Source organism: Riemerella columbina DSM 16469, assembly GCF_000374405.1.
GTDB classification, from domain to species: Bacteria; Bacteroidota; Bacteroidia; order Flavobacteriales; family Weeksellaceae; genus Riemerella; species Riemerella columbina.
On sequence record NZ_KB894218.1, the window covers coordinates 101,274 to 125,781 of the forward strand.

General features: G+C 36.6%; 23 protein-coding genes. 16 read left to right on the forward strand and 7 right to left on the reverse strand.

Translation table 11 applies throughout. The features are described from left to right. Nucleotides 1-145: 145 nt before the first annotated feature. Nucleotides 146-1,663, reverse strand: a complete 1,518-nt coding sequence (locus C237_RS0101895; RefSeq protein WP_018674793.1) for a GH3 auxin-responsive promoter family protein — start codon at nucleotides 1,661-1,663, stop codon at nucleotides 146-148. A 118-nt stretch (nucleotides 1,664-1,781) separates the two neighbouring features. Between C237_RS0101895 and uvrC the strand changes: the two genes are divergently transcribed. From uvrC to C237_RS0101925, 6 genes are all read left to right on the forward strand, one after another. Then, nucleotides 1,782-3,578, forward strand: coding sequence for an excinuclease ABC subunit UvrC (gene uvrC, locus C237_RS0101900; protein WP_018674794.1), 1,797 nt, complete (start codon nucleotides 1,782-1,784; stop codon nucleotides 3,576-3,578). Nucleotides 3,579-3,678: 100 nt separating this feature from the next. Next, nucleotides 3,679-5,802, forward strand: a complete 2,124-nt coding sequence (locus C237_RS0101905) for a peptidylprolyl isomerase (protein ID WP_018674795.1) — start codon at nucleotides 3,679-3,681, stop codon at nucleotides 5,800-5,802. Nucleotides 5,803-5,904: 102 nt separating this feature from the next. Further along, nucleotides 5,905-6,843 carry an MlaD family protein gene (locus C237_RS0101910; protein ID WP_018674796.1) on the forward strand — a complete coding sequence of 313 codons (939 nt, stop codon included), beginning with the start codon at nucleotides 5,905-5,907 and terminating at the stop codon, nucleotides 6,841-6,843. Between the two features lie 6 nt (nucleotides 6,844-6,849). After that, on the forward strand, nucleotides 6,850-8,187 hold the full coding sequence (locus C237_RS0101915) for a 4Fe-4S dicluster domain-containing protein (protein WP_026315434.1): 1,338 nt from the start codon (nucleotides 6,850-6,852) through the stop codon (nucleotides 8,185-8,187). A 56-nt stretch (nucleotides 8,188-8,243) separates the two neighbouring features. After that, a complete protein-coding gene (locus C237_RS0101920) occupies nucleotides 8,244-9,029 on the forward strand; it encodes a (Fe-S)-binding protein (protein ID WP_026315435.1) in 786 nt (261 codons plus the stop codon). A gap of 16 nt (nucleotides 9,030-9,045) precedes the next feature. Beyond that, nucleotides 9,046-9,540 carry a hypothetical protein gene (locus C237_RS0101925; protein ID WP_018674799.1) on the forward strand — a complete coding sequence of 165 codons (495 nt, stop codon included), beginning with the start codon at nucleotides 9,046-9,048 and terminating at the stop codon, nucleotides 9,538-9,540. Here C237_RS0101925 and C237_RS13575 read toward each other — a convergent pair. Both C237_RS13575 and C237_RS0101935 read right to left on the reverse strand, forming a co-directional pair. Further along, complete coding sequence (locus tag C237_RS13575) at nucleotides 9,502-10,392, reverse strand: hypothetical protein (protein ID WP_018674800.1); 891 nt, start codon at nucleotides 10,390-10,392, stop codon at nucleotides 9,502-9,504. The genes C237_RS0101925 and C237_RS13575 overlap by 39 nt on opposite strands. After that, complete coding sequence (locus C237_RS0101935) at nucleotides 10,361-10,870, reverse strand: hypothetical protein (protein WP_026315436.1); 510 nt, start codon at nucleotides 10,868-10,870, stop codon at nucleotides 10,361-10,363. Before C237_RS0101935 ends, C237_RS13575 begins: the two co-directional genes overlap by 32 nt. Before the next feature lie 111 nt (nucleotides 10,871-10,981). Here C237_RS0101935 and C237_RS0101940 point away from each other — a divergent pair, with 111 nt between their 5' ends. From C237_RS0101940 to C237_RS0101980, 9 genes are all read left to right on the forward strand, one after another. Next, on the forward strand, nucleotides 10,982-12,172 hold the full coding sequence (locus C237_RS0101940; RefSeq protein WP_156809694.1) for an oligosaccharide flippase family protein: 1,191 nt from the start codon (nucleotides 10,982-10,984) through the stop codon (nucleotides 12,170-12,172). Between the two features lie 74 nt (nucleotides 12,173-12,246). Further along, entirely contained in the window at nucleotides 12,247-12,750 is a 504-nt protein-coding gene (locus tag C237_RS0101945) for a hypothetical protein (RefSeq protein ID WP_018674804.1), read from the forward strand. Between the two features lie 39 nt (nucleotides 12,751-12,789). After that, a complete protein-coding gene (gene serS, locus C237_RS0101950; RefSeq protein WP_018674805.1) occupies nucleotides 12,790-14,061 on the forward strand; it encodes a serine--tRNA ligase in 1,272 nt (423 codons plus the stop codon). A 174-nt stretch (nucleotides 14,062-14,235) separates the two neighbouring features. Then, nucleotides 14,236-15,678: a tRNA (N6-isopentenyl adenosine(37)-C2)-methylthiotransferase MiaB gene (gene miaB, locus C237_RS0101955; RefSeq protein WP_026315437.1), complete on the forward strand. Its 1,443-nt coding sequence runs from the start codon at nucleotides 14,236-14,238 to the stop codon at nucleotides 15,676-15,678. A gap of 20 nt (nucleotides 15,679-15,698) precedes the next feature. Beyond that, entirely contained in the window at nucleotides 15,699-16,505 is an 807-nt protein-coding gene (locus C237_RS0101960) for a KilA-N domain-containing protein (RefSeq protein ID WP_018674807.1), read from the forward strand. A 1-nt stretch (nucleotide 16,506) separates the two neighbouring features. Beyond that, nucleotides 16,507-17,778 carry a sigma-54 interaction domain-containing protein gene (locus C237_RS0101965; RefSeq protein WP_018674808.1) on the forward strand — a complete coding sequence of 424 codons (1,272 nt, stop codon included), beginning with the start codon at nucleotides 16,507-16,509 and terminating at the stop codon, nucleotides 17,776-17,778. A 35-nt stretch (nucleotides 17,779-17,813) separates the two neighbouring features. Next, nucleotides 17,814-18,473: a hypothetical protein gene (locus C237_RS0101970; protein WP_018674809.1), complete on the forward strand. Its 660-nt coding sequence runs from the start codon at nucleotides 17,814-17,816 to the stop codon at nucleotides 18,471-18,473. Between the two features lie 34 nt (nucleotides 18,474-18,507). After that, complete coding sequence (gene lptE / locus C237_RS0101975; protein ID WP_018674810.1) at nucleotides 18,508-19,032, forward strand: LPS assembly lipoprotein LptE; 525 nt, start codon at nucleotides 18,508-18,510, stop codon at nucleotides 19,030-19,032. Between the two features lie 3 nt (nucleotides 19,033-19,035). Next, on the forward strand, nucleotides 19,036-20,538 hold the full coding sequence (locus C237_RS0101980; protein ID WP_018674811.1) for a hypothetical protein: 1,503 nt from the start codon (nucleotides 19,036-19,038) through the stop codon (nucleotides 20,536-20,538). Here the strand turns inward: C237_RS0101980 and rnpA are convergent. The 4 genes from rnpA to C237_RS0102000 are packed head-to-tail and all read right to left on the reverse strand — an operon-like array spanning nucleotide 20,535 to nucleotide 23,360. Further along, entirely contained in the window at nucleotides 20,535-20,885 is a 351-nt protein-coding gene (rnpA, locus tag C237_RS0101985) for a ribonuclease P protein component (RefSeq protein WP_018674812.1), read from the reverse strand. The two genes, C237_RS0101980 and rnpA, sit on opposite strands and share 4 nt — an antisense overlap. After that, on the reverse strand, nucleotides 20,882-21,604 hold the full coding sequence (locus C237_RS0101990; protein WP_018674813.1) for a tRNA threonylcarbamoyladenosine dehydratase: 723 nt from the start codon (nucleotides 21,602-21,604) through the stop codon (nucleotides 20,882-20,884). The genes rnpA and C237_RS0101990 overlap by 4 nt, the downstream gene beginning before the upstream one ends. 2 nt (nucleotides 21,605-21,606) lie before the next feature. Further along, nucleotides 21,607-22,230, reverse strand: a complete 624-nt coding sequence (locus tag C237_RS0101995; protein ID WP_018674814.1) for a TatD family hydrolase — start codon at nucleotides 22,228-22,230, stop codon at nucleotides 21,607-21,609. Nucleotides 22,231-22,232: 2 nt separating this feature from the next. Further along, complete coding sequence (locus C237_RS0102000; protein WP_018674815.1) at nucleotides 22,233-23,360, reverse strand: DUF3078 domain-containing protein; 1,128 nt, start codon at nucleotides 23,358-23,360, stop codon at nucleotides 22,233-22,235. Between the two features lie 120 nt (nucleotides 23,361-23,480). Between C237_RS0102000 and C237_RS0102005 the strand changes: the two genes are divergently transcribed. After that, nucleotides 23,481-24,248 carry a rhomboid family intramembrane serine protease gene (locus C237_RS0102005; RefSeq protein WP_018674816.1) on the forward strand — a complete coding sequence of 256 codons (768 nt, stop codon included), beginning with the start codon at nucleotides 23,481-23,483 and terminating at the stop codon, nucleotides 24,246-24,248. The last annotated feature ends 260 nt before the right edge of the window (nucleotides 24,249-24,508 follow it).

Consider the following 24,508-nt stretch of genomic DNA (forward strand, 5'->3'; position numbering starts at 1 on the left):
ATTAACTAACATACATTTTACAGACGGTTTGAAATTATAAATAATTTATAATATGGGCAATAGCTAAATGAAAAAAAATAATAGATAGAGGAATAGTCCTCTTTTGATAATGGAAATTATTTGTTATCAGTTGATGATGAGGGGACTATTGTTGATTCATCTCCAACAGCGGGTCTAGAAACTCGCGGTTGTTGCTTAGTCTAGGGACTTTATTTTGCCCACCGAGTTTTCCTCTGGTTGCCATCCATCGGTAGAAGAGCTGAGGTTGGGCTTGGTGGACTACGGGTGTTTTTAGCGTCATATCATTGTAGCGTTTGGCTTCGTAGTCGGAGTTGATGCTTTTAAGATGGTCATCAAAAATACGGATAAAAGTTTCCATATCATGGGGCGTTTGGTTAAACTCAATGAGCCACTCGTGGGCACCGCTTTCGTTACCTGTCATGTAGATAGGGGCGGCGGTGTAGTCGGCGATTTTGGCGTGGGTAGCCATGCAGGCTTTTTCAAGTGCCGCTTCAGCATTGTCAATCATCAGTTCTTCGCCAAAGGAATTGATATAATGTTTCGTACGCCCAGATATTTTGATGCGGAACGGATCTTTACTTGTAAATCTTACAGTGTCGCCAATTAAATAGCGCCATAGTCCGCCATTGGTAGTAATGACTACCGCATAGTTTTTACCAATTTCTACTTCTTCTAGCGGGATTGCATTCATTTTATTTTCGTTAAAATCCTCCATAGAAATAAATTCATAGAAAATACCATAATCAAGCATCAGTAGCATTTCATCACTATCCGAACGATCTTGGATACCGAAAAAGCCTTCCGAAGCATTATAAATTTCATAATAGTTAATGTTTTTTCCGATGAGGTTTTGGTATTGCTCACGATAAGGTTTAAAGCTAATACCGCCATGGAAAAAGACTTCTAAATTAGGCCAAAGTTCCGAAATGCAGGCGTGTCCCGTGTCTTTTAAGATTCTTTGTAGAAGTACCATCATCCAACTTGGGACACCCGTTAAACTACTGACATCTTCTTGGGTAACTTCTGCTACAATGGCCTTAAGTTTTGTTTCCCATTCGGACATCAGTGAGGTTTTTTTACTCGGTGTAGTGGTGATTTCAACCCAAAAAGGGAGGTTTTCAATCAAAATCGCAGAAAGGTCGCCAAACTTAGTGTTGAAATCTTCATAGAGTTCGGAACTGCCCCCCAGTCTAAGGTTTTTATATTGAAATAAAGAGTTGTCTGGGTGATTATTGGTGTAGATAGACACTAAATCTTTACCTGCTTTATAATGGCAGTCCTCTAAACTTTCGTCAGAGATGGGGATAAATTTGCTTTTAGCATTGGTCGTTCCAGAGGATTTGGCAAATTTTCGAATTGCCCCTCGCCAGATGATATCTTTTTCGCCGCGTCTGGCGCGTTCAATATAAGGTTCAAAATCTTCATAGGTAACGATAGGGACTTGATTGCAAAAATCCCGATAGTTGGAAATGTCTTTAAACCCGTACTGCTTACCATATAAAGTATGTTCGGAAGCGTACAATTGAGAAAATAAAATACCTTTCTGGGTTTCGATGGGATGTTTGATGAAATTCTGAATTTGGTCTATCCGCTGACGAATAAACCAATTAACCACTGTATTGAAAAGCATTTTTGTTGCCATAATTGAGCAAATATAATCATTTTTTTATCTTATAGAGGTCTTTTTTCTAAAAAATATTCGTCCTTTTTATAGTTATAGAAAATCTGCCTAAGTAGTGTTTTATTTGTATTTTTGCGGGGTGAATACCAATCTAGAACTTCAACTTAAAACATTACCCTCTGAGCCTGGGGTCTATCGTTATTATGATAAGGACGATAATTTGCTCTATGTAGGCAAGGCTAAAAACCTGAAACATCGGGTGATGTCTTATTTTAATAAAAATCTATCGGGCTACCGAACACGGATTATGATAAGGAAAATCCATCGTTTGGAAACTACCGTAGTGCCGAGTGAATATGATGCGCTATTGCTGGAAAACAACCTCATTAAAGAACATCAGCCGTTCTATAATGTGATGATGAAAGATGATAAATCTTTCCCATGGATTTGTATTAAAAATGAAGACTTTCCAAGGGTGTTTTTAACGCGAAAGCGGATAGAAGATGGCTCGGAATATTATGGACCTTATGCCAAAGTGCGTCCTGCTAGGGTACTGTTGGAGACCATTAAAAATATTTATAAAATCAGGACTTGTGCCTTGGATTTATCCCCTCAGAAGATAGAAAAAGGCAAGTATAAAGTCTGCTTAGAATATCATATCAAAAACTGTGATGGTCCTTGCGAAGGTTTAGAAACACAAGAAGCATACGATAAAAAAATTGAAGCGGTACGCGCCATGATAAAAGGTGATTTCCGTATCGCACGCGAGCATCTAGAACACGAAATGATGCGTTTTGCTTCAAACTTGGAGTTTGAAAATGCCCAAACCATGAAGGAGCGCTTGGATTATCTAGAAGATTACCAAGTAAAGCATACGGTGGTGAACCCCAAAATAGATGATGTAGATGTGTTTGGTATGACCAGTGATGAGTCGGCGGCGTATGTGAATTATTTTAAAATCCGAAATGGGAATATCGTCCAAAGTTATACTTCGGAGTTTAGAAAAAAACTAGAGGAAAGCGATGAGGAAATTTTGGAAGAAGCGGTAGTAGAGATGCGTCGCCGATTTGAATCGTCTTCCAAGGAAGTGCTGTTGCCTTTTCACTTGCCCGTAGATATCCCAGAGGTCAAGCTCATCGTTCCAAAGGTAGGGGATAAAAAGCGCATTGTAGAATTATCCGAAAAGAATGCAAAAGAGTACCGTCTGGAAAAATTAAAGCAAATCCAAATTGTAGACCCCGACCGCCATACCAATCGTATTATGGCAGAGATGAAGAAAAACCTCAGGATGCCCGTAGAACCTAGACACATCGAAGGGTTTGATAATTCTAATATCCAAGGAACAAATCCGGTGTCGGCTTGCGTGGTCTTTAAAGATGGGAAACCGAGTAAAAAGGACTATCGTATTTTTCATGTAAAAACAGTGGAAGGACCAAACGATTTTGCATCGATGGAGGAAGTGATTTATCGCCGCTATCGTAGGCTTTTAGATGAAGGGGAACCATTGCCTCAATTGATTTTGATAGATGGAGGAAAAGGGCAGTTGAGTTCGGCGGTTAAGAGTTTAAAAACCTTAGGCTTATATGGTAAAATTACGATTATAGGGATTGCGAAAAGGCTAGAAGAATTATTTTTCCCAGAAGACCCTATTCCTTTGTATTTAGATAAATCTTCCGAAACTTTAAAAGTCTTGCAGCGCGTTCGAGATGAGTCGCACCGCTTTGGCGTAAAACACCATCGTATTCGTAGGAAAAATACCACCATTAAGTCGGAATTGGAAGAAATTCCTGGGGTGGGACCAAAAACCGTAGAGGAATTATTGAAGCATCTAAAATCGGTAAAGCGGGTAAAAGAGGCTTCCCGAGAAACCTTAGAGGAAATATTAGGCGTTTCTAAAGGGTCTACCGTTTGGGAGTATTTCCATAATGAATCTTAATGGTAACAGATTTTTGCAATAAATTTTTAAAAATAAAATTTAAAATTTCATATTAATCTAAAAATGTGTATTTTCGCAAATTGATAAAAATAATTTATAAATGGCAATTTTAGGAGAAATTAGAAAACGACCATGGATTTTAATAGGGGGCATCGCTATTGCATTATTGGCATTTTTGGTGAATCCAGATAGTTTGGACAAAGTATTTGGGAAAGACCCTAATATCCTTGGTAAAGTGAATGGCGAAGAAATTACACGCGACGAGTTCAACGAGCAATTGTTGATTATGCGTAACCAAGCCGAAGGTCAAGGACAGCCTACCGCAGGTTTGGAAGAGCAGGCGTGGCAAACTTTAGTACAGTCAAAACTCATCAAACAACAGTTTGAAAAAATGGGACTAGAAATGACCGATGAGTTTTTCTGGAACCAATTACAGTACGACCCAATGTTCGCCCAAGACCCAAATAATTTTGATGCGAAAGGCAATTTTAAAGCCAACGAAATCAGAAAGAAAATTGAAGGACTTAGAGAAAGTGGACAAGCAGAGCAATACAACCAGTGGCTCAATATTAAAAAGACCATTGAATACAGAATGATGGCACGCCAAGTATTTGGAAGTTTTACTAATGGATTGACGGTTAATAAAAAAGAGGTGGCGGAACTCATGAAAAATAGAGACCAAGTTGCCGATATTGATTTTGTGAAAATTGATTATAACGAGTATGCTAAGAAAAATCCTATTAAAGTAACCACTCAGGATTTAGCCGACTTTATCAAAAAACATCCCGTAGCTTTTAAATCGCCAGCGACTAGAAATATTGGAGTGGTATATTTCCCTGCGGCACCTAGTGCGATGGATGATAGTTTAGCCTTAAAAGAACTAAACAAATTGTATAAGGACAATGCAGAGAACTTCTTAAATACTCAGAACGACTCTATGTATGTGGAAATCAATTCTGAGTCTCCAGTGAAATATGGTTATGTGTCTGAGCAGGAAGTGCCTCAAGAGGCTAGAGAGTTTGTAAAATCAGCAGGTGCGAATGCCGTATTTGGACCTTATAAGTCTGAGGGGAAATACTATGTTACCAAACTAAAAGGAAAAACGGAAGCGACATTGCCTAAGCATATTTTAATTTCTTATGTAGGTACAGATGTGGCGAAGCAAGACCCAACCATTAAAAGAACTAAAGAGCAAGCGAAGAAATTAGCAGATAGCATCGCTACACAAGTAAGAGCTAACGCGGCAAATTTCAATCAATATGTTAACCTATCTTCTGATCCAGGTTCAGCGCAACAAGGCGGTATGCTTCAGTGGGTATTGCCAGGGCAAAGTGGATTTGTAAAGCCCTTTGCAGACTGGGTAGAGAACAATCCTAAAGGTGCTGTGGGCGTGGTGGAAACACCATTTGGCTATCATGTGATTGTAAATGAAAACAAAATGCCAGTATATAAAATTGCAAACCTGGCGAAAGACATTAGAGCGTCTAAAGAAACTCAAAGTAAAGTCTATACCCAAGCCAATACCTTTATCCAAAATGTTCAAGGAAAATCGTTTAATGATTTTGCTAACTTGGCTAAAAAAGGAGGCTATCAATTCTATAATCCTAAAACAGTTGGGCGTTTCCAAGGTCAAATCCAAGGTCTAGGAACGGATAAAGATGAAGAGGTACTTGCATGGGCATTTGGTAAGAAAACAGAAAAAGGTGAAACCAATATTTTTACCACTAGTAACGGCGACTATATTGTGGCTTACTTAAATGGTAAACAAGATAAAGGTTTAGCCGACCCAGAATCGGTAAGAGAGCAAATTGAAATGATTGTTAGAAATGAATTGTTAGGCAAAAAAATTGCTGAAAAAATTAAATCTAACGCGAGCCTAGACCAAGTGGCGAAACAATTTGGTACGACTAAACAATCAGGGCAAGTAAATTTACTGAATCCTAATATTGACATGGCAATGGAACCAAAAGTGGCTGGTGCGGCATTTGGTATCAAGGCTAATAAAGTATCTCAGCCGATAGAAGGTAATACAGGAGTTTATGTTTTAGTGAAGAAGAAAGTGGTGGAAAATAAACAACCTGGAGATGCTGCCCAAATTACCCAAATGCTAGAACAGCAAAACAAACAACAGTTCAGTCAAAGTTTGATGCGTAGTTTGGAAGACAATGCAGACATACAAGATTATAGAATTGAAGTATATAATAAAACTCAAACCCAAGACTAATAATTTAGAATTAGTATAAATTTTATTGAAAAGCGACTTTATGGTCGCTTTTTTGATGTTAAAAATTAAAAATACTATCTTTGCTATCACTAATTAATTAAAATGAAGTTTTCAAAAGAATTAAAAGCGGGACTTATCGCCATATTAGCCATTGTAGGATTTGTATTTCTCTATCAATTTATGAAAGGGAAAAATATATTTTCTACGGACAATGTTTACTATGTAAAATACGATAATGTACAAGGTTTAGCAGCTTCGAGTCCAGTATCTATCAACGGGCTTAAAGTAGGTCAGGTAGAAAAAATAGAACCCTTAAAAGCTAAAGATGGGCGTCTTCACTTTTTAGTAAAAATTACAGTGGACGATGAGTTTGAATTTTCCAAAAAAACCACAGTAGAGATATTTGAACCTGGATTGATGTCTGGAAAAGAGGCGAAACTTAATCTAGTATATGACGGTAGTCTTGCTAAAAATGGTGATACATTGGAGGGATCTTTGGAGCCTTCTCTATTTAATACATTGTCGTCCGAGGCTAGACCAGTAAAAGATAAACTGTCTGTTGTGCTTAGCCGATTGGATTCTACTTTAGTGAGTACTAACAAAATTGTGGATGAGCAAAATCGTAGAGAAATAAAATTGCTACTGGCCAATTTAAATTCTACCGTGAGTGCATTTAAAGAAACCTCTGCCCAAACCAACCGATTGTTGGCAAATAATGACCCAAAAATTCAACAAATGTTGGATAATGCGAATCTTGCGACAATAAGTGCCAGAACTACTTTGGATAAATATGGTAATGTGGCAGATCGTGTAGATGTAGACGAACTCAATCGTACGATTAATAAATTGGGGGCAACCTCGGATAAATTGAATCATATCATTTCTGGTATCGAAAGAGGGGAAGGTTCGTTAGGTAAAATTACTAAAGACGAGCAGCTTTATAAAAACCTTAACCAGACTTCTGAAAACTTGAATAGTTTGATTGAAGATATAAAACATAATCCTAAAAAATACCTTAACATTTCTGTGTTCGGTAAGTAAAAAATGATGCAATATTTAGATAACATTTTTTTTCTGATATGTCTTATTATAGGCTTTGGGCTATTTGCCAAAAGTTTAAAAGAGATTTATAGAAACATTAAATTAGGGCAACCTATTGATAGAACGGATCATCCAAAGCAGCGTTGGGCAACCATGGCTCAAGTGGCATTAGGACAAAGCAAAATGACGAAGCGTCCTATTGCAGGGTTTCTTCATATATTGGTGTATGTAGGGTTTGTCATCATCAATCTAGAAATGATAGAAATTGTAGTGGATGGTTTGTTTGGAACGCATCGTTTTCTAGCAAGTATAATAGGTGAAACTTTATACCAAGGTTTTACAGCTACGCTAGAGGTTATGGCACTATTGGTAGTCTTCGCCGTAGTGGCCTTTTTTATCCGTAGAAATGCGATGCATATCCGCAGATTTGATATGAAGGAAATGTTTGGCTGGCCGAAAGAAGATGCCAATTGGATTCTCGTGATAGAATTTGTATTAATGTTGGCATTTTTTACCATGAATGCTTCGGATTTTATTTTACAAACTCGAGGGGCGGAAGGCTATCACCATCATGGTTATTTCCCAATCAGCGAAAATTTTATAGCACCTTTCTTTGAAGTGTTTAGTTTTAATAATGGTTTCCTTGTTTTTATGGAAAGAGGGGCATGGTGGTTCCACATTATCGGGGTTTTATTCTTTATGAATTACCTTTATTATTCTAAGCACTTGCATATTTTATTAGCCTTCCCAAATACATGGTTTGCAAATCTTAAACCTAAAGGAGAGTTTAATAATTTACAAGCAGTAACCAACGAAATCAAGTTGATGATGGATCCTAATGCTGACCCTTATGCCGTACCTGCGGAAGGAACGGAGCCACCAGCAAAATTTGGTGCAGAAGATGTTTTTGACTTAAACCAAGTTCAGTTGCTGAATGCTTATACTTGTACCGAGTGTGGGCGTTGTACCGCTAACTGCCCAGCAAATATTACAGGGAAAAAATTATCACCGCGTAGAATTATGATGGCAACGCGTGACAGGCTAGAGGAAGTGGGAAGAAACATCAATAAAAATGGAAAATTTGTAGATGATGGCAAAAAATTGCTAGATGACCATATTTCCCGAGAAGAAATTTGGGCGTGTACTACTTGTAATGCGTGTGTGGAAGCTTGTCCAGTATTGATAGACCCACTGTCCATTATTTTTGAGATGAGAAGATTCTTAGTGATGGAGCAATCGGCGGCACCGCAAGAATTAAACTTGATGATGACCAATGTAGAAAATAATGCCGCACCTTGGCAGTATAATCAGGCAGATAGGTTGAACTGGGCATCAGAATCGTAATTTATGGATAGGCTTTTCAGAAGCCATCAACACTAAATTCTTTAAAAAAGAACATTATGGATTTCACTATAAAAACAATGGCAGACTATGCCGCAGAAGGTAAAGCCCCCGAAGTTTTATTTTGGGTGGGCTGTGCGGGGAGTTTCGACGATAGAGCAAAAAAAATTACCCGAGCTTTTTGTAAAATTTTAAACCATATTGGGGTAGAGTTTGCCGTATTAGGTCAGGAGGAAAGTTGTACTGGCGACCCTGCAAAGCGAGCAGGCAATGAGTTCGTGTTCCAAATGATGGCCATGACCAATATTGAAATATTAAATGCTTACGAGGTAAAAAAAATTGTAACGGCATGTCCACATTGTTTTAATACGCTTAAAAACGAATATCCAAATCTTGGAGGACATTATGAAGTGCTACACCATACCCAGTTTTTACACCAGCTGATGGAAAGTGGTAAACTTAAAGTAGAAGGAGGGAAGTTTTTAGGTAAAAAAATCACATTCCACGACCCTTGCTATCTTGGTAGAGCCAATGATGAATATGAAGCGCCAAGAGAATTATTAGAAAAGTTAGACGCTGAGTTGGTAGAAATGAAGCGTTGTAAACAAAATGGCTTATGCTGTGGTGCAGGTGGGGCACAAATGTTTAAAGAACCAGAGAAAGGCAAGAAAGATATTAACATCGAAAGAACCGAAGAAGCGTTGGCTAAAAATCCGGAAATTATCGCTACGGGTTGTCCATTTTGTAATACGATGATGACCGATGGGGTAAAATATTTTAATAAAAATACCGAAGTTGCGGTAAAAGATATTGTAGAACTTTTAGCAGAAGCAGAAGATTTATAACCTAAAAATTAATCCAATGAAAATAGAATCCTCAGAGGTAGTGGAAACCAATGATTATAGAGTGTTGATATATCCAGCCTCTAGACCATTTACCCCAAAAGAAAGTAAGGCGATTACCGAAAAATTATTTGATTTTTTATCCACTTGGGCTGCCCATGGGAAACCATTGTCTTCATCTTTTAAAATTGATAAAAACCAGTTTATTGTCATTACTATTGATGAGGAAAAAGAGGTGGCTTCGGGATGTTCTATTGATGCACTAAACGCAGTAATGAGAGAGATAGATGCGGAATATAATCTGGGTTTATTTGACAGGATGAAAGCGTGTTTTATAGAACAAGGGGAGCTAAAAACAATGACCTTGCAAGATTTCCGCTCTGCTTTAAAAGAAGGAAGATTATCTCACGATATTGAAGTATTTGATTTTTCTAAATCTACTTATGTTGCGTATCTTTCTGATTTTTTACTGCCACTAAAGAGAAGTTGGGCTGGCATCTATGTGGATGCCTAGTCTCTTGGCGAAGCGTTTCCACTGTCTTGCAGAAATAAATAATAAGGCGAGTACCCAAATTTCTACAAATAGCGTATCTGAGAAAAAATATAACAATAAATGTAATCCTACGATGCCCCAACCTAAAAAGGCATCGTATTTTTTTGTTAAAAATCCTATAAAGTATAAACCTTCAAATAAAAACACCAGTTTATCACCGATATTTAAAATCCAAGGATGGTCTATAAAGAAAAGATAGCATTGCGTTAAAACACTATCAGGATTAGTATAAATAAACCAAGATTGGTTGTCTTTAAATACCATTTCCCCAAACCTTGGCATAAACATAGAGCGGTGAAAAATTTTCCATAGAAAGGCGGAAAAGTAAACCCAGCATGCGTAATATCTTAGCCCTTCCCACATAAGGTTGAAATTGATTGGTTTCTTAACAAAAAAGATAAATCCTACAATAATAAGTCCTTTTAAATAGCTTGAAGGGAAACCAATATTAGAATTAAACCCAATCGCATATACACAAAATAAAAGGTAAAAAATGACCGAAAAAACTCTCTTTTTAACCCAAATAAAACTTAATACTAAAAACAGAAATAAAAGAACATTAAAAATAATGCTATAAGTGTAATTTTCGAATACAATGGTATTAAGCCCTAATTGGTTATAAAGTTCAAGAACGATATCATTAGCAGAGATTTGAAAACTAGGGTTCATCATCTGGAAACTCAAAGTAGAAGAGTAAAATCTAAATAATAAAGATCCTAGAAAAAACAATAATACCGTTCTTTTGATAAAAGATTGGTAAAGTGCTAAATTTCGAATAGGATTACTTTGAGACGGAAAATATTTTTTTAACATGTTTTAAAGTCATTTGGTTATGTTCGTTGTAATGAACGGTTACTTTATAAAAACTAATGCTATCCAGAGGCTGGTGCTCTATTTGTTCTACATATCTCAATAGCCATTTAGGATATTCCGTGATGAAATGATTAGAATTAAGAGGGTAAATTTTACCATAAAAACTGGTGTTTTCTACCGAATGCGAGCGGTGGAGTTGTTCTGAAAATACTTCTCTGGCTCTGCTTGAATAAAAAATACCAATTCTTTTATGATGATTCCATAGTTCAGGATGATTAAACAATTGATTATCGTTTTTCTTGATGATGTAAAATGAAAAATCATCTTGGATAGGGACTTTTGCCGAGTACATGGTATATATAAAAAATGGCGTACTAGCTACTCTAAATACATGCGTGAGTAATGTAATGACGATGAAAACGCAAAAGAATACAAATAACTTAGGCGATTTTCGCTGGGTTTTTTGTAGAAAGTTCATAGAAAAACTTAAATTTGTCTTTGTAAAAGTAAATAAAATTTGCCAATAAAGAAACTATACCGTGAGAATTTTCAATTTCTCTACTCATTTTTCCAAAATCAAGGGTTTTGGATGGCTCTTGCACTTGCAATTTCTAAATTGAGTTTTTTTGCCATTAATATTTTTATCGCTCGTTTTTTAAGCAAAGAAGATTTAGGGCTTATTTTTAGGGCTCAGAATGTTATTGGCTTTTTTATTCCTTTTGTGGGATTGGGAACTTATCAGGGCTTACTCAAGTTTGGGAGTGCATTATCCGATAAAAAAGCATTTGAAAATTTAGAAGATTACTCATTTTACAGAGGTATTCTGGGACAATTTTTTATTAATATAGTATTGTTTTTATTTTCATTTGCGTTATTCCGTCATGAGATGGCTTTATTTCAAATGATTGCTTGGTTTTCAATACGGCTGTTTGGGTTGTATTTAGTAGAAATTTATAAGGCATCTTCAAGAGCGAGGTTTCAAAATAAATCCTTTGCCATACAGGATATTGTCGTAAGTTTAGCCAGCCTTATTTTAGTCTTGATATTTGTTAATATTTGGGGTGTATCGGGATATATTGCGGCGATGTGCATAGCACCATTTAGTATTTTGTTTTTTGGGATAAAGACGATTAACCCTCAAATAAAATTAACCGCCTTGCCCTTAAAGCAGTTATGGAAGTTTAATATACCAACAGCTGCGGCTAGTTTACTTCACCAATTGTTTGTTTTAACAGATATTTTTTTAATCAGTATTTTATTTTCCGAAAATCAATTGGCAGAATATAAAACTGCATCGTTGATTCCTTTTAATATGATTTTTTTATCTATTTTATTTATCCAAACAGACTATGCACAGTTATGTAAAAATCATCATAATCGAAAGTATATAACCCAATATATTAAACGCTTTTTAATGCTTTTTATTCCGATTGCTATTGTCATTCTGTTGGGGGGGATTTATTTTTCGGATTATATTATGAGCATTTTTGGTGATAAATATAGAAATGCGACGCCTTTATTTAATATTTTCTTAGTATCTGCTATTGTAGGAATGCTCATTAGAACGCCATTTAGCAATTTTTTATTTGCTATTGCTAAAACCAAAGCCCACTTATTGATATCATTATTATCGGTACTATTGCTTGGGGTGTTAATATGGATTATTGCACCTAAATATGGACTAGAAGGTGGCGCCTATGCACAAGCATTAGCCACTTTAGTATCAGGGATTCTACACGCTTCTATATTTTTATATTATCTTTTTAAAATGAAAAAATAAGATAGATTATTGATGGACAACTTCCGTTTGAAATTTGGTATCAACACTATATTGAAAATTCGTAAATTTGTAGAATGAAACAATGGATTGCCTTACTTTTAATTTTATGTCTGTGTGCTTGCCGAGGTAATGAGGATACGATACAGGAAATAGACCAAACGCTTCAGATTTTTGTAAAAAATTCTGCGGGCGAAGATTTACTCCACCCTAAAACATCCAATTATTTCTTTAGTTATACCATTGATGACTTGGGTGGGCAATACAGCAAAGTGCCAATCCGTTCGGGATATACCACGATGGTGAATAAGGATTCTATCTATTATATTCAGTACATTGCCGGAGCTACTAGAAACCTTAAAGATTCCATCAGTCCAGATTTAAAATATTATACCTCTGATATCTCTATCACTTGGAATAAAAAGGTAAATGATAGTGTAACCCAAAGTACTACGGATACGCTGAATATCTTATACCAATGGAAACCAGAACGCTTTGCAATACAAGAGGTTTTTGTAAATAAAACGAAAGTATTTGAAAAACAACAAGGTAAAGATAATACTGTTACAATCGTAAAATAATCACTAACTTTGTAAAAATAAAATTAATCAACGCTACTTATGTTACAAGTTCAATTTTTAAGAGACCAAAAACAGCGTGTGCTGGAAGGGCTCGCCAAAAGAAATTTTAAAGAGAGCCACCTCGTGGAAGAAGCCATCACCGCCGATGACGAACGCAAGAAAATTCAGTATGAACTGGATGAGAATTTGGCACAGATGAATAAAATTTCCAAGGAAATTGGACAGTTGATGAAGCAAGGTAAAAAAGAAGAAGCCGAGCAAGCAAAAGCTCAAACTGGGACTTATAAGCAAAAATCTCAAGAGCTTCAGCAACAATTAAAGGATAAAGAGGAGCAACTGGCTCAGATATTATATCAAATTCCTAATATCCCTTGCGATTTGGTAAAAGCTGGTGTTGCTGCGGAAGATAATGAAGTGGTGTACCAGTCTCAAGAGGAGTTTGCGATGGATGACTCAGCAAAGCCACACTGGGAATTGGCAAAAGACTACAACCTCATTGATTTTGAATTAGGTGTAAAGATTGCAGGTGCTGGTTTCCCAGTTTATTTGGGTAAGGGAGCAAGATTGCAGCGTGCGTTGGTTCAGTTTTTCTTAGATAAAAATACCGATGCAGGTTACTTAGAAGTAAATCCACCTCATGTGGTTAATGAAGCATCAGGATATGGTACGGGACAATTGCCAGATAAGGAGGGACAAATGTATTTTATTAATGAAGATAATTTGTATCTAATTCCTACGGCGGAGGTGCCTGTGACTAATATTTATAGAGGTACCATTTTAGAAGATAAAGATTTACCAATTAAAAACACGGCGTTTTCTCAGTGCTATCGTAGAGAAGCAGGGAGCTATGGCGCACATGTAAGAGGTTTAAATAGATTGCATCAATTTGAAAAGGTGGAAATTGTACGCCTAGAAAAACCAGAGCATTCTTATGCGGCATTAGATGAAATGGTAGCACATGTAAAGTCTATTCTAGAAGATTTAGAATTGCCGTTTAGAATTCTTCGTTTGTGTGGTGGTGATATGGGCTTTACTTCGGCATTAACTTACGATTTTGAAGTTTGGAGTGCAGCACAGCAAAAGTGGCTAGAAGTTTCTTCAGTTTCTAATTTTGAAAATTTCCAAGCCAATCGTTTGAAATGTCGATATAAATCTGGTGACCAAAAACCTCAGTTGGTACATACGCTAAACGGTTCTGCCATGGCATTGCCAAGAATTATGGCTGCATTGCTAGAAAACAATCAAACCGAAAATAGCATCCGTATTCCAGAAAAATTAAGGGCTTACACTCGATTTGATGAGATTAAATAAGACTTCAATAATAATTATATAATAAAGTGCCTACATAATGAGGCACTTTATTTTTTTATCCAAATCAAAAAATATTTCATTCTGCCATTTTGACATTAATTTTAGTATATTTGCATATTAAAACCTATACTTAAGGTGTGGGATTTTAGATTTATCTTAAAGAATATCAGTACTGTGCAAGAAAAATATATAGACGAAACTAAGCAGGGCGAAGCGTATGCTATTGCCGAAAGACCCGGAAATGATAAAAAACTTTTTCTAGAAAGTTACGGCTGTCAGATGAATTTTTCTGATAGCGAAATCGTAGCGTCCATTCTTAATGAACAAGGTTACAACACTACGCTAAATGTAGAGGAGGCAGATTTAATTTTGCTCAACACTTGTTCTATTAGAGAAAAGGCAGAGCAAACGGTGCGTATGCGTTTGTCTCAGTTTAAAAATCTTAAAAATGAAAAGCCAAACCTTACCGTAGGGGTATTGGGTTGTATGGCAGAGCGTCTAAAGACTAAATTTTTAGAGGAAGAACATTTGGTAGATTTAGTGGTGGGTCCGGATGCCTATCGAGATTTACCTAATTTGCTTAAAGAAACCGAAGGCGGTAAAGATGCGATTAATGTGATTCTTTCTAAGGAAGAAACCTATGCCGATATTAGTCCCGTGCGATTGGGCGGTAATGGCGTCACAGCGTTTGTTACCATTACCAGAGGTTGCGATAATATGTGTACTTTCTGTGTTGTGCCTTTTACTAGAGGGCGTGAGCGTAGCCGAGATCCACATTCGATTATAGAAGAGTGCAAGGAACTTTGGAATAATGGCTATAAAGAAATTACACTTTTGGGGCAGAATGTAGATTCGTATCTTTGGTATGGCGGTGGTCCCAAGAAGGATTTCCATAAAGCGACAGAAATGCAAAAAGCCACTGCGGTTCACTTTGCTCAGTTATTGGGAATGGTAGCGCGTGAATTGCCAAAAATGAGAATTCGCTTTGCGACTTCAAACCCTCAAGATATGAGTTTAGATGTCTTTAGAATGATGGCGAAATACCCTAATATTTGCAAATATGTACACTTGCCAGTTCAGAGTGGAAGTAATGCGATGCTAAAAGCGATGAACCGACAGCACACGCGTGAAGAGTATTTGGAGTTGATACGAGAAGCCAAAAAGATAGTGCCAGAAATTGCGTTTTCTCAAGATATGATAGCAGGTTTCTGTGGGGAAACGGAGCAAGACCATCAAGATACTTTATCGCTGATGAAAGAAGTGGAGTACGACTATGGCTATATGTTTGCCTATTCCGAAAGACCTGGAACGCCAGCTCACAAAAAAATGGCAGATGATGTGCCCGCAGAGGTTAAAAAACGCCGTTTGCAAGAAATTATAGATTTACAAGGAGAGTTATCTCGTAAGCGTATGAAGTCTTATGTTGGTAACACTTACGAAGTCCTCATAGAGGGCGAATCCAAGAAAAATAAAAACCAATGGAAAGGGAGAAATTCACAAAATGCCGTTTGTGTTTTTGATAAAAAAGAAGGGCAAAAAGTGGGTGATTTTGTGAATGTTTTTGTAGAAGATTGTACGCAAGGGACGCTTTTGGGTAGGACGGTAAGTCAGCAGTAATAATATAGAATTTTTTAATAATGGCGAAAATAAAAGTAGTGCATCAAGAAGTAAATATAATTTCTTTTCAACAAGAGGATTATATTTCACTAACCGATATGGCTAACGCAAAGGAAAGTGAAAGCCGTGCTGCTGATATTATTAAAAATTGGTTACGAACGAGATTTACACTTGAATACCTTAGTGTTTGGGAACAAATTCACAATCCTGATTTTAAAGTGGTCGAATCTGACTACTTTAAAATGCAAGCAGGTCTCCCGAGTTTTACTGTAAGCGTTTCTGAGTGGATTGAAAAAACAAATGCCATAGGAATTATTGTTAAAAAAGGAAGGTATGGAGGTACTTATGCACATAAGGATATAGCTTTTGAATTTGGTTCTGCTATCAGTGTATCATTTAAAATTTACTTGATTAATGAATATCAAAGGCTAAAGAAAAAGGAAACCGATCAATTAGGTTGGAGTGCAAAGAGAGAATTAACAAAAATAAATTATCAAATTCATACAAATTCTATAAAGGAAAACCTTATTCCAAAAACTTTAACAACAAAGCAGATTTCAAATATCTATGCTAAAGAGGCTGATATTTTAAATATGGCTTTATTTGGAATGACAGCAAAAGAATGGAGAAATTTAAACTCTAATTTAAAAGGTAATATTAGAGATTATGCGTCTGTAAATCAATTAATATGTTTAAGTAACTTAGAAAATTTGAATGCATTGTTCATCAAAGAAGGTTTATCACAAACTGAAAGGTTAATCAAATTAAATCATATCGCAATTGAACAGATGAAAATACTTAGCAATATTGGGAATAGATTAAAATAATATGACAGAATTACAAAATATAAAAAATCGTTTCGGGATTATCGGGAATTATCCAGCCCTTAACCGTGCTATTGAAAAGGCAATTCAGGTGGCACCTACGGATATTTCTGTACTGGTCATTGGCGAAAGTGGGGTTGGGAAAGAGCATATTCCAAAAATTATCCATGCTGAATCTAGAAGAAAACATCAGCCTTATATTGTGGTTAATTGTGGAGCGATTCCAGAAGGCACCATAGATTCTGAATTGTTCGGGCACGAAAAAGGTGCGTTTACAGGAGCTACCTCTACGCGAAAAGGCTATTTTGAAGTAGCAGATGGCGGAACTATATTTTTAGATGAGGTAGGGGAGTTACCATTACAAACCCAAGTCCGACTATTAAGGGTATTGGAAAGTGGGGAATTTATGAAAGTGGGGTCTTCTCAAATCCAAAAAACTAATGTAAGAATTGTAGCGGCAACCAATGTCAATATGCTAAATGCCATCCAAGACGGTCGATTTAGAGAAGATTTGTATTATCGTTTGAATACGGTACAAATTGATATGCCCCCATTGCGAGAGCGAAAAGGCGACATCCATCTATTATTTAGAAAATTTGCTATTGATTTTGCAGAAAAATACCGAATGCCAGAAATCCATCTAACAGAAGATGGCGTAAAATATTTAGAGAGCTATTCTTTCCCAGGGAATGTGCGTCAATTGAGAAATTTAGTGGAGCAACTAACGGTAGTGGAACAGAAGCGAGAAATCAATGCCACCAGACTGGCGGAGTACATTCCTATACAGCCGAATTTGCCTGCGGTAGTGGCTCACAAAGGTGGTGGTGTAAGCAATACCGAATTTAATACCGAGCGAGAAATCATGTACAAAATACTTTTTGACATGAGAAACGATATAAATGATTTAAAATCCTTAACTTCGGAACTGATAAAAAATAGGGGTAATCATGATTTTAGCAATCAAGAAAAAAACTTAATTAATAGAATCTATACTGAAAGTGTTCCGAGTAATCCCAACTCGCTATTATATTTTGAAAATCCTAGCCATCCTGTGGAGCCCAGCCATGTAGAACCGGTAAATGAGGAGGTAGAAGCAGAAGATATAGAAGCAGAAGAAGCTGAACCAGAATCGCTATCTCTGCAAGATAATGAAAAGGATTTAATCATTAAAGCGTTGGATAAATATAAAGGCAGACGGAATAAAGCGGCAGACGCTTTAGGGATTTCACAGAGAACTTTATATAGAAAAATAAAACAATATAATCTAGAAGATTGACTTTAGATATTTTTTAACTTAAAACAATTTTAATTATGAAAACCTATCGATTAACACCAAAACCAGTAGAGTTCAACCTTTCAGAATACATTAGCAAAGGTTATGAATTATTTAAGGCTAATATGGGAACATTTATCCTGTCTTTTTTAGCTGTTATGGTATTTTCTATTATTCCAATTTTTGCTTATTTAGCAATAGGTAATTTTTTAAAAATTTGCCGCAAGCTAAATCGTGGAGAGCAAGCCAGCGCAGGAGATGTTTTTGATTTTACCGACTTTAAAAAATTCTTCAAATTGCTTTTAATTGTATTTTTAGGAGTATTAGTTTTAGAAATACCATATTTCGCTTTGGTAGGAGGTATGCGTGAAAATGATAGTACTATTTTGCCGATGTTTGCAATGCTGTATTTGATTTTTATTACAGTTCCTATAATTTACTTTACTATAAAAATGTATTATATGATTCCATTAATGGCGTTAGAAGGAGTTGATTCCATTAAAGAGGCTTGGAATATGTCTAAAGTCATGACTAAGGGAAATATGTTGGTAATCATAGGTTTTTCAATAGTTGTTGGTATAATAGGACAACTTGGATTTATAGCGTGTTTAGTAGGTATTCTCTTTACATTGCCATTGGCGTATGTTATCCAATATGTTGCTTATGAACATGGTTTAGACCAAATCCAAACAAAATAATACACCAGAGATAGAAAGTCTTTAATCACTAAGTATGAAAACAGTATTGGGGTATATTTTTTCGTTGGTCGCATTGTGTACACTAGGCGGATGTTATAGTTTTACGGGAAATTCTTTGACACCAGAAATGAAAACTATTCAAATCAAAAATTTTCCTAATAATGCCGCATTGGTCAATCCAGATTTAAGTCAGCAATTTACCATAGAACTGCAAAATAGATTTTTGCAGCGTACCACGCTTAAGGGCTCTAACCAAAATCCAGATTTATTAATAGAGGGCGAAATTGTAGATTACCGCTTAAATGAACCCACCACAATTTCTAGTGGGGTAGAGGCTCAGGATGGCGTAATACAAGCGGCTCAAAATAAATTGGTTATCAGTGTTAAAGTCCACTACGAAAATGCGATAGACCCCAAACTAAGTTTTGACCGTACTTATACTGACGAGGCAACTTACAGCAGCGATTTGGATATTACACAAATAGAAGCCTCGCAAGTGAAATTGGTTAATGAAAGAATCATCAATAAAATTTTTAACGATATTGTCGCTAATTGGTAGATTATGAATGCACGAATATTAGAATTGATAAAGCAACCACAGCAAATGCTTCCTGAGGATTTGGAGGTCATCACAAAAGCTCTAAATAGTCAGCCTTATCTTCAATCTTTAAGGGCTTTAAAACTAATGGGTGTTCATCAATACCAACCAGAATTATACCCAACTATACTTTCCGAAACAGCCGCCTATACTACGGACAAAAAGATTCTGTATCAATTAATTTTTGGAACATCCAAGTCTGGAAATCAGATAAAGGCTCAAGAAAGTTTAGAGGAAACTATTGAAGTGGAAAAAGAAACTATCGATATAGAGGAAAAGCCAAGCGATAGACTATTAAATGAAACGAAAGATACTGTTGAAGATTCTAATCTGCCAATTTTTGAAGCCACAGAGGTTAAAGAAGCACCACAAGATTCTATGGGCATTGTGCTAGAGGAGGAAGAACTGAATGTTAGTAATTTTGATGAGGTGGTAGAGTCTTATCATGAAGACTTAAATGAACTTTCGACATCTGAAATAGAATCCAATCCTATTGAAAGCCCTTTAGAAAAAGAAACTAAACCCATAGAGGAGGAACAGCCAGAAATAGAAGCTTCTTATGAGGATACTATTGTGGTAGAGGATGCTACGGATACTGAAATCGAAGAGAAAGAAGAGGTTTCGGAAGGTTTGAGTTTCCAACAGATGGAAGCTTTTTTACCTCAGGTTAAATTTAAAATACCGAAAGATGAAGCCTCGGCGACTCAGCAAGAAGTACAGCCTATGGTTACTGAACCTCAATCGGATTTAAGTTTAGAACCTGAAGTGGAAGTAGTGCAAGAGGAATCTGTTGTAAATGAAGAGGTAGCGTGGCAACCAATGCAACTCGAAGCCAGAACGCCAGATGCTTTAATTGGGAAGCCAACGCCTGTGGTAGAGCCGAAGGTTATAGTTAAAAAAGAGGAACCGCCTAAGACAACAGATGCACCAAAGCCTTTAGTTGAAGAACCAATAGCAGAAGTGAAGTCTACAACGATAGAGCCGAAAGTAGATATCTTACCAGAAACTAAAGTGTCTAAAGAAGAGGTTTCTGAGGTAGAACCATCGGGTAATGATGGGGAAAGCAATGTGCAAACCTTTATCAACACTTGGCAAAACTGGCTTAAAGTCGATAGAGCTGAGCCGATTGAAAAGGAAAGCCAAACAACACCCGTAGAGGAAGAAGTACAAGAGGATAATAAATCTCAAATTATTGAGAAGTTTATCGAAACCAGTCCATCCATTAGCAAAGTTGAGAAACATAGCCCTATTATAAAAGAAGAAAAAGAATTTTCAGTAAAAGATAAGGGCGATGATATTTCCCACTTGATGACGGAAACATTGGCAAACCTCTATGTGGAGCAACATTTATTTGCTAAAGGGATAGAAGCCTACGAAATTCTTAAAGGAAAATATCCAGAAAAAGCATCTTATTTTGAAGAGAAGATAGAAGAAGTAAAAGCCTTAAAGGCAGGGAAGAGCTATTAATGTTCGCAGAGTTTTAGGAAATCTTTTTCTACTTCGTTTAAATTTTCCGGTAGCGATTTAGAGACCCAAAAAAACATAGTATAAGAGCCTGCTTCAAATTTATTGAGGTAGGCTTTTTTATTAAGACGATAGCATTCTCGCAATAGCCTTTTGATGCGGTTTCTATCCGTAGCGTGTTTAAAATATTTCTTTGATACCGAAACGCCAACTTGAGGAATTTCTGTATCTGCTTTTACGGTAATGGCTCTTAGGTTACCACACGACTGCCACTTACCTTTTTCAAAAAGTAAACCGATATTTTTTTTAGATTTTAGGCGTTCTTGCTTCGTGTATTTTTGATTGGTCATTTTTGTTTAGATAAATAGTTGATGACTTCCGCAGCGGCATACAGCCCAAATAAAGCAGGCATAAAGCTTACCGTACCATAGAAAGAGCGTTTGTAGCCTGTGCCGTCGGTTAGTTTTAGGCTATCTTCTTGTTGCAGTTCGGTGGAAAATACACACTTTACCCCTTTGTTGATGCGTTCTTTTCGCAATCGTTTTCGCACTTGCTTTGCCAAAAAACAATTAATGGTTTTGCTAAGGTCTTTTACCACCACCTGCTTTGGGTCGGTTTTGCCTCCAGCCCCCATGGCACTAATGATTTTAATCTTTTTCCTTTTAGCGGCCTTTATCAGTTCAATTTTTGGCGTTACGCTATCTATACAATCCAAAATATAATGGATAGGCTCAGCAGTAATGACTTCTGCCATTCTATCGGGGGTTAGAAACTCATGGATGGGCTTTAGATTGAGTTGGGGATTAATATCCAATAAGCGTTCGGCAACGACTTCTACTTTAGCCTTTCCGATGGTGGAATGTAGGGCAGGCAACTGACGATTGATATTGGTGGTGTCTACCGTATCACCATCTACAATAATCATGGTTCCCACACCAGCACGGGCGAGAAACTCTGCCGCAAAAGAACCCACACCACCTAAGCCAACCACCAAAACCGTTGCTTGTTTAAGTCGTTCTATGCCTTTTTCCTTTAATAATAATTCCGTACGCTCTTGCCAATGTTCCATACTTATTTCATCTTAAAAATCCTGCGACTATTGTCTATAATTTGCTGTGTCAGTAGTTCTAAACTCATTGCTTTAAGAGTTGCCGCTTTTTGATATATAGTTTTAATGTCGATATCTGCATCGTCGGTTTCTAGCAATAATCTATCTAAATGCAAATTTTTGAATACCGCTTGCAAAGATACACGATTCAGGAGTGCGTGTCCAAATGAAAGATAAAATCCTTTCTCGATGAGCATTTTGGCAATCGTTTCATTTTTATTATACCCATGGAATATAACAGGAATTGAAACTTTTTCACAAAGTTTAGCAATTTCATAATATCGCCTCACACAATGGATTATCAAAGGTTTGTTTAGTTCTTCTGCTAATTTGATTTGAGCCTTAAATGCTTCTGTTTGTAAAGTTTCATCTACGGAGATCAACCCATCTAAACCACACTCGCCAATGGCAAGGCATAAAGGATTTTGTGCTAAGGATTGGAGTGCTGCTAAATCCTTTTGGAAATTGGGGGTTACTTCCGCTGGGTGTAAACCGACCGAAAAGTAGGAGTTAGGCGTACCTTCTTTTAACTCTAAATTATAAATTCCCCAAAATGATGTCTGATGATGGTGGGCATTAAAATACACAGTTATTTATATTTCTCTAAAACAAAAGGTTTAATAATTTTTCCACTTTTAGAATCTTTTTTCTTTTCATTCGTCCCAATATGATAAGAAAATCCTATCCCGAGGGTTTGTTTCATTTGCAATTTATCAATTTGGTCGTGGTCGTATAAAAGATTGACATTAACATTAGTTGAAATAAACTTGTTGAGTTTAAAATTTAGTGCACCATTGTAGTTAAAATCAATCCATTTAAAACGATTTAAATAACTGCTAAATAAACTTAATTGATTGATAAACTGTACATTTTTAATGATATTAAAACGATAGAGTAGGCTTCCCATAGCACCAAGCTCTGCTCTTACGCTTTGCCCATCACGCTCCAAACCATATCTACCCGCTTTTTGAAGTTGTTCGTCTAAAACAATGGTCACTTTAGCATTTAAGGGGCGAAAGACGGCTTGGAAGTTTTCATTGGGATTATATGAAATACCAATACCAGCATTAAAATAACCCGGTGCCATAAATCGAGATACTCTATCCTCAATGGTTGGGTCTGGCGTGGCTTTATAATTATAGCCTGGCATAAATTGGGTTAATAGCTGTACGCCAATAGAGAGGTAATAATTTTTGCCAATATCATAGCCGTAGTTACTAGTAATGTTAAGGTAATCTTCGGTTTTTCTCGTTGATTGTCCTTCCGAGGAAACCAGTCCATAGCCCATTCTGATGACATTTTCCCAAAAGTGTCTGTCTTTTTTATAGCTGATATTATAATTGACTTTGGTAATTACCCCAATACTATTATTGCCCCCTGCATTCCAATTAGAAAAGCTAGATTGGTTAAATACCAATTCATTCTGTCCCCAGAAAAACCATTTTTTAGGGGAGTTCATTTTTAGGAAATGATAAGGTGTTACGGGTGTGTCCTCTTGATTTACTTCTACGGTCAGGAGGCTAGGTGACAAAATAGTGTCTACGGGATAAGTATTGAGCGCCTTTAAATTGAGATGGTCTAGACTATCTACTGTAAGGGTATGTTGCTGCCATTGTTGCTGCATAGTGGAATCAATCACTTTTTTAGATTGAATGTTTTGAGCGTTTATCATGGTGCTTATCAGCAGAGATAGACCAATTAATATATAGTGTTTCATCAGGTTCATAATTATATAATCAATTGCAAAAATAGGACAGAATTTCTACTTTTGAAAATGAATTGCCATAAATTACCTTATCGATGATAATGGCAGAACATTTGTGAGAATAAAAGAGTTATGTTAAAACAATTATCTTTTCGCCCTTTGGTGCCACCTCTACTGATGCTCAGTGCGATGTGGAGTGTCTTTATGTTACAATCGTGGGGCATCATCCAGCATTGCCAGTTGGCATTAATTCCTTTAGCTCCCGAGGGACTTAAAGGGATTTTCTTTTCGCCTTTATTACATAGTGGGCTGGAGCATATTTGGAGCAATTCTGTTCCTATGGGTGTATTATTATTTTTACTGTATCAGTTTTATCCTAAAATTGCGCATGTTATTTTTGGTTTGGGATGGTTGTCCACGGGACTTTTGGTATGGCTGATGCCTCAGATTGATTTAATGACTGGTGCCACGGTATACACTTGTATTGTGGGAGCTAGTGGCGTGGTTTATATGCTGGCATTTTTTCTGTTTTTTAGCGGCGTTTTTAGGTGGGATATGAAATTGCTAACCGTTTCTCTTGTCGTAGCGTTATACTATGGCAGTTTGATATGGGGCATTTTCCCAGAGGAATTTTTTAGTCAGTTGGAACAGCCGAGTCGTGTATCGTGGCAATCCCATTTGGTAGGAGCTGTGGTGGGTGTGATTTTGGCATTTATGTATAGGGAACAAGGTAATGAAAATAAACGAAAATTCATCTGGCAATACCCCAACTATTATAGTGAGAAAGACGATAAACTCTGGCAACAATACAAAGCTGAACATCCCGAAGACTTTGAAGAACTCCCTCAACTTAAAAAGCCCAGTGTTTGGGATTATTTAGATGAGTTAAGGGATAAATAGGCTACAAACCATAAGCAAAAGGTATCATTCCTCACCACTCAAAACTTTTTAAATTGCTAAAGGAATAGGCTTTAAGTAGTGAGTCACTCATCCCTCAAAATTTGCCGTAGGCGACACGCTCAATGCTGTCATGCTGAATTTATTTACTCATTTGATTTTATTATATAACTATGGATTCGTGAATTTTCAATTTCAGCATCTCACGAATTAGGTTTTATGTTTGCCCAATCTGAAGACCCTGAAACAAGTTCAGGGTGACA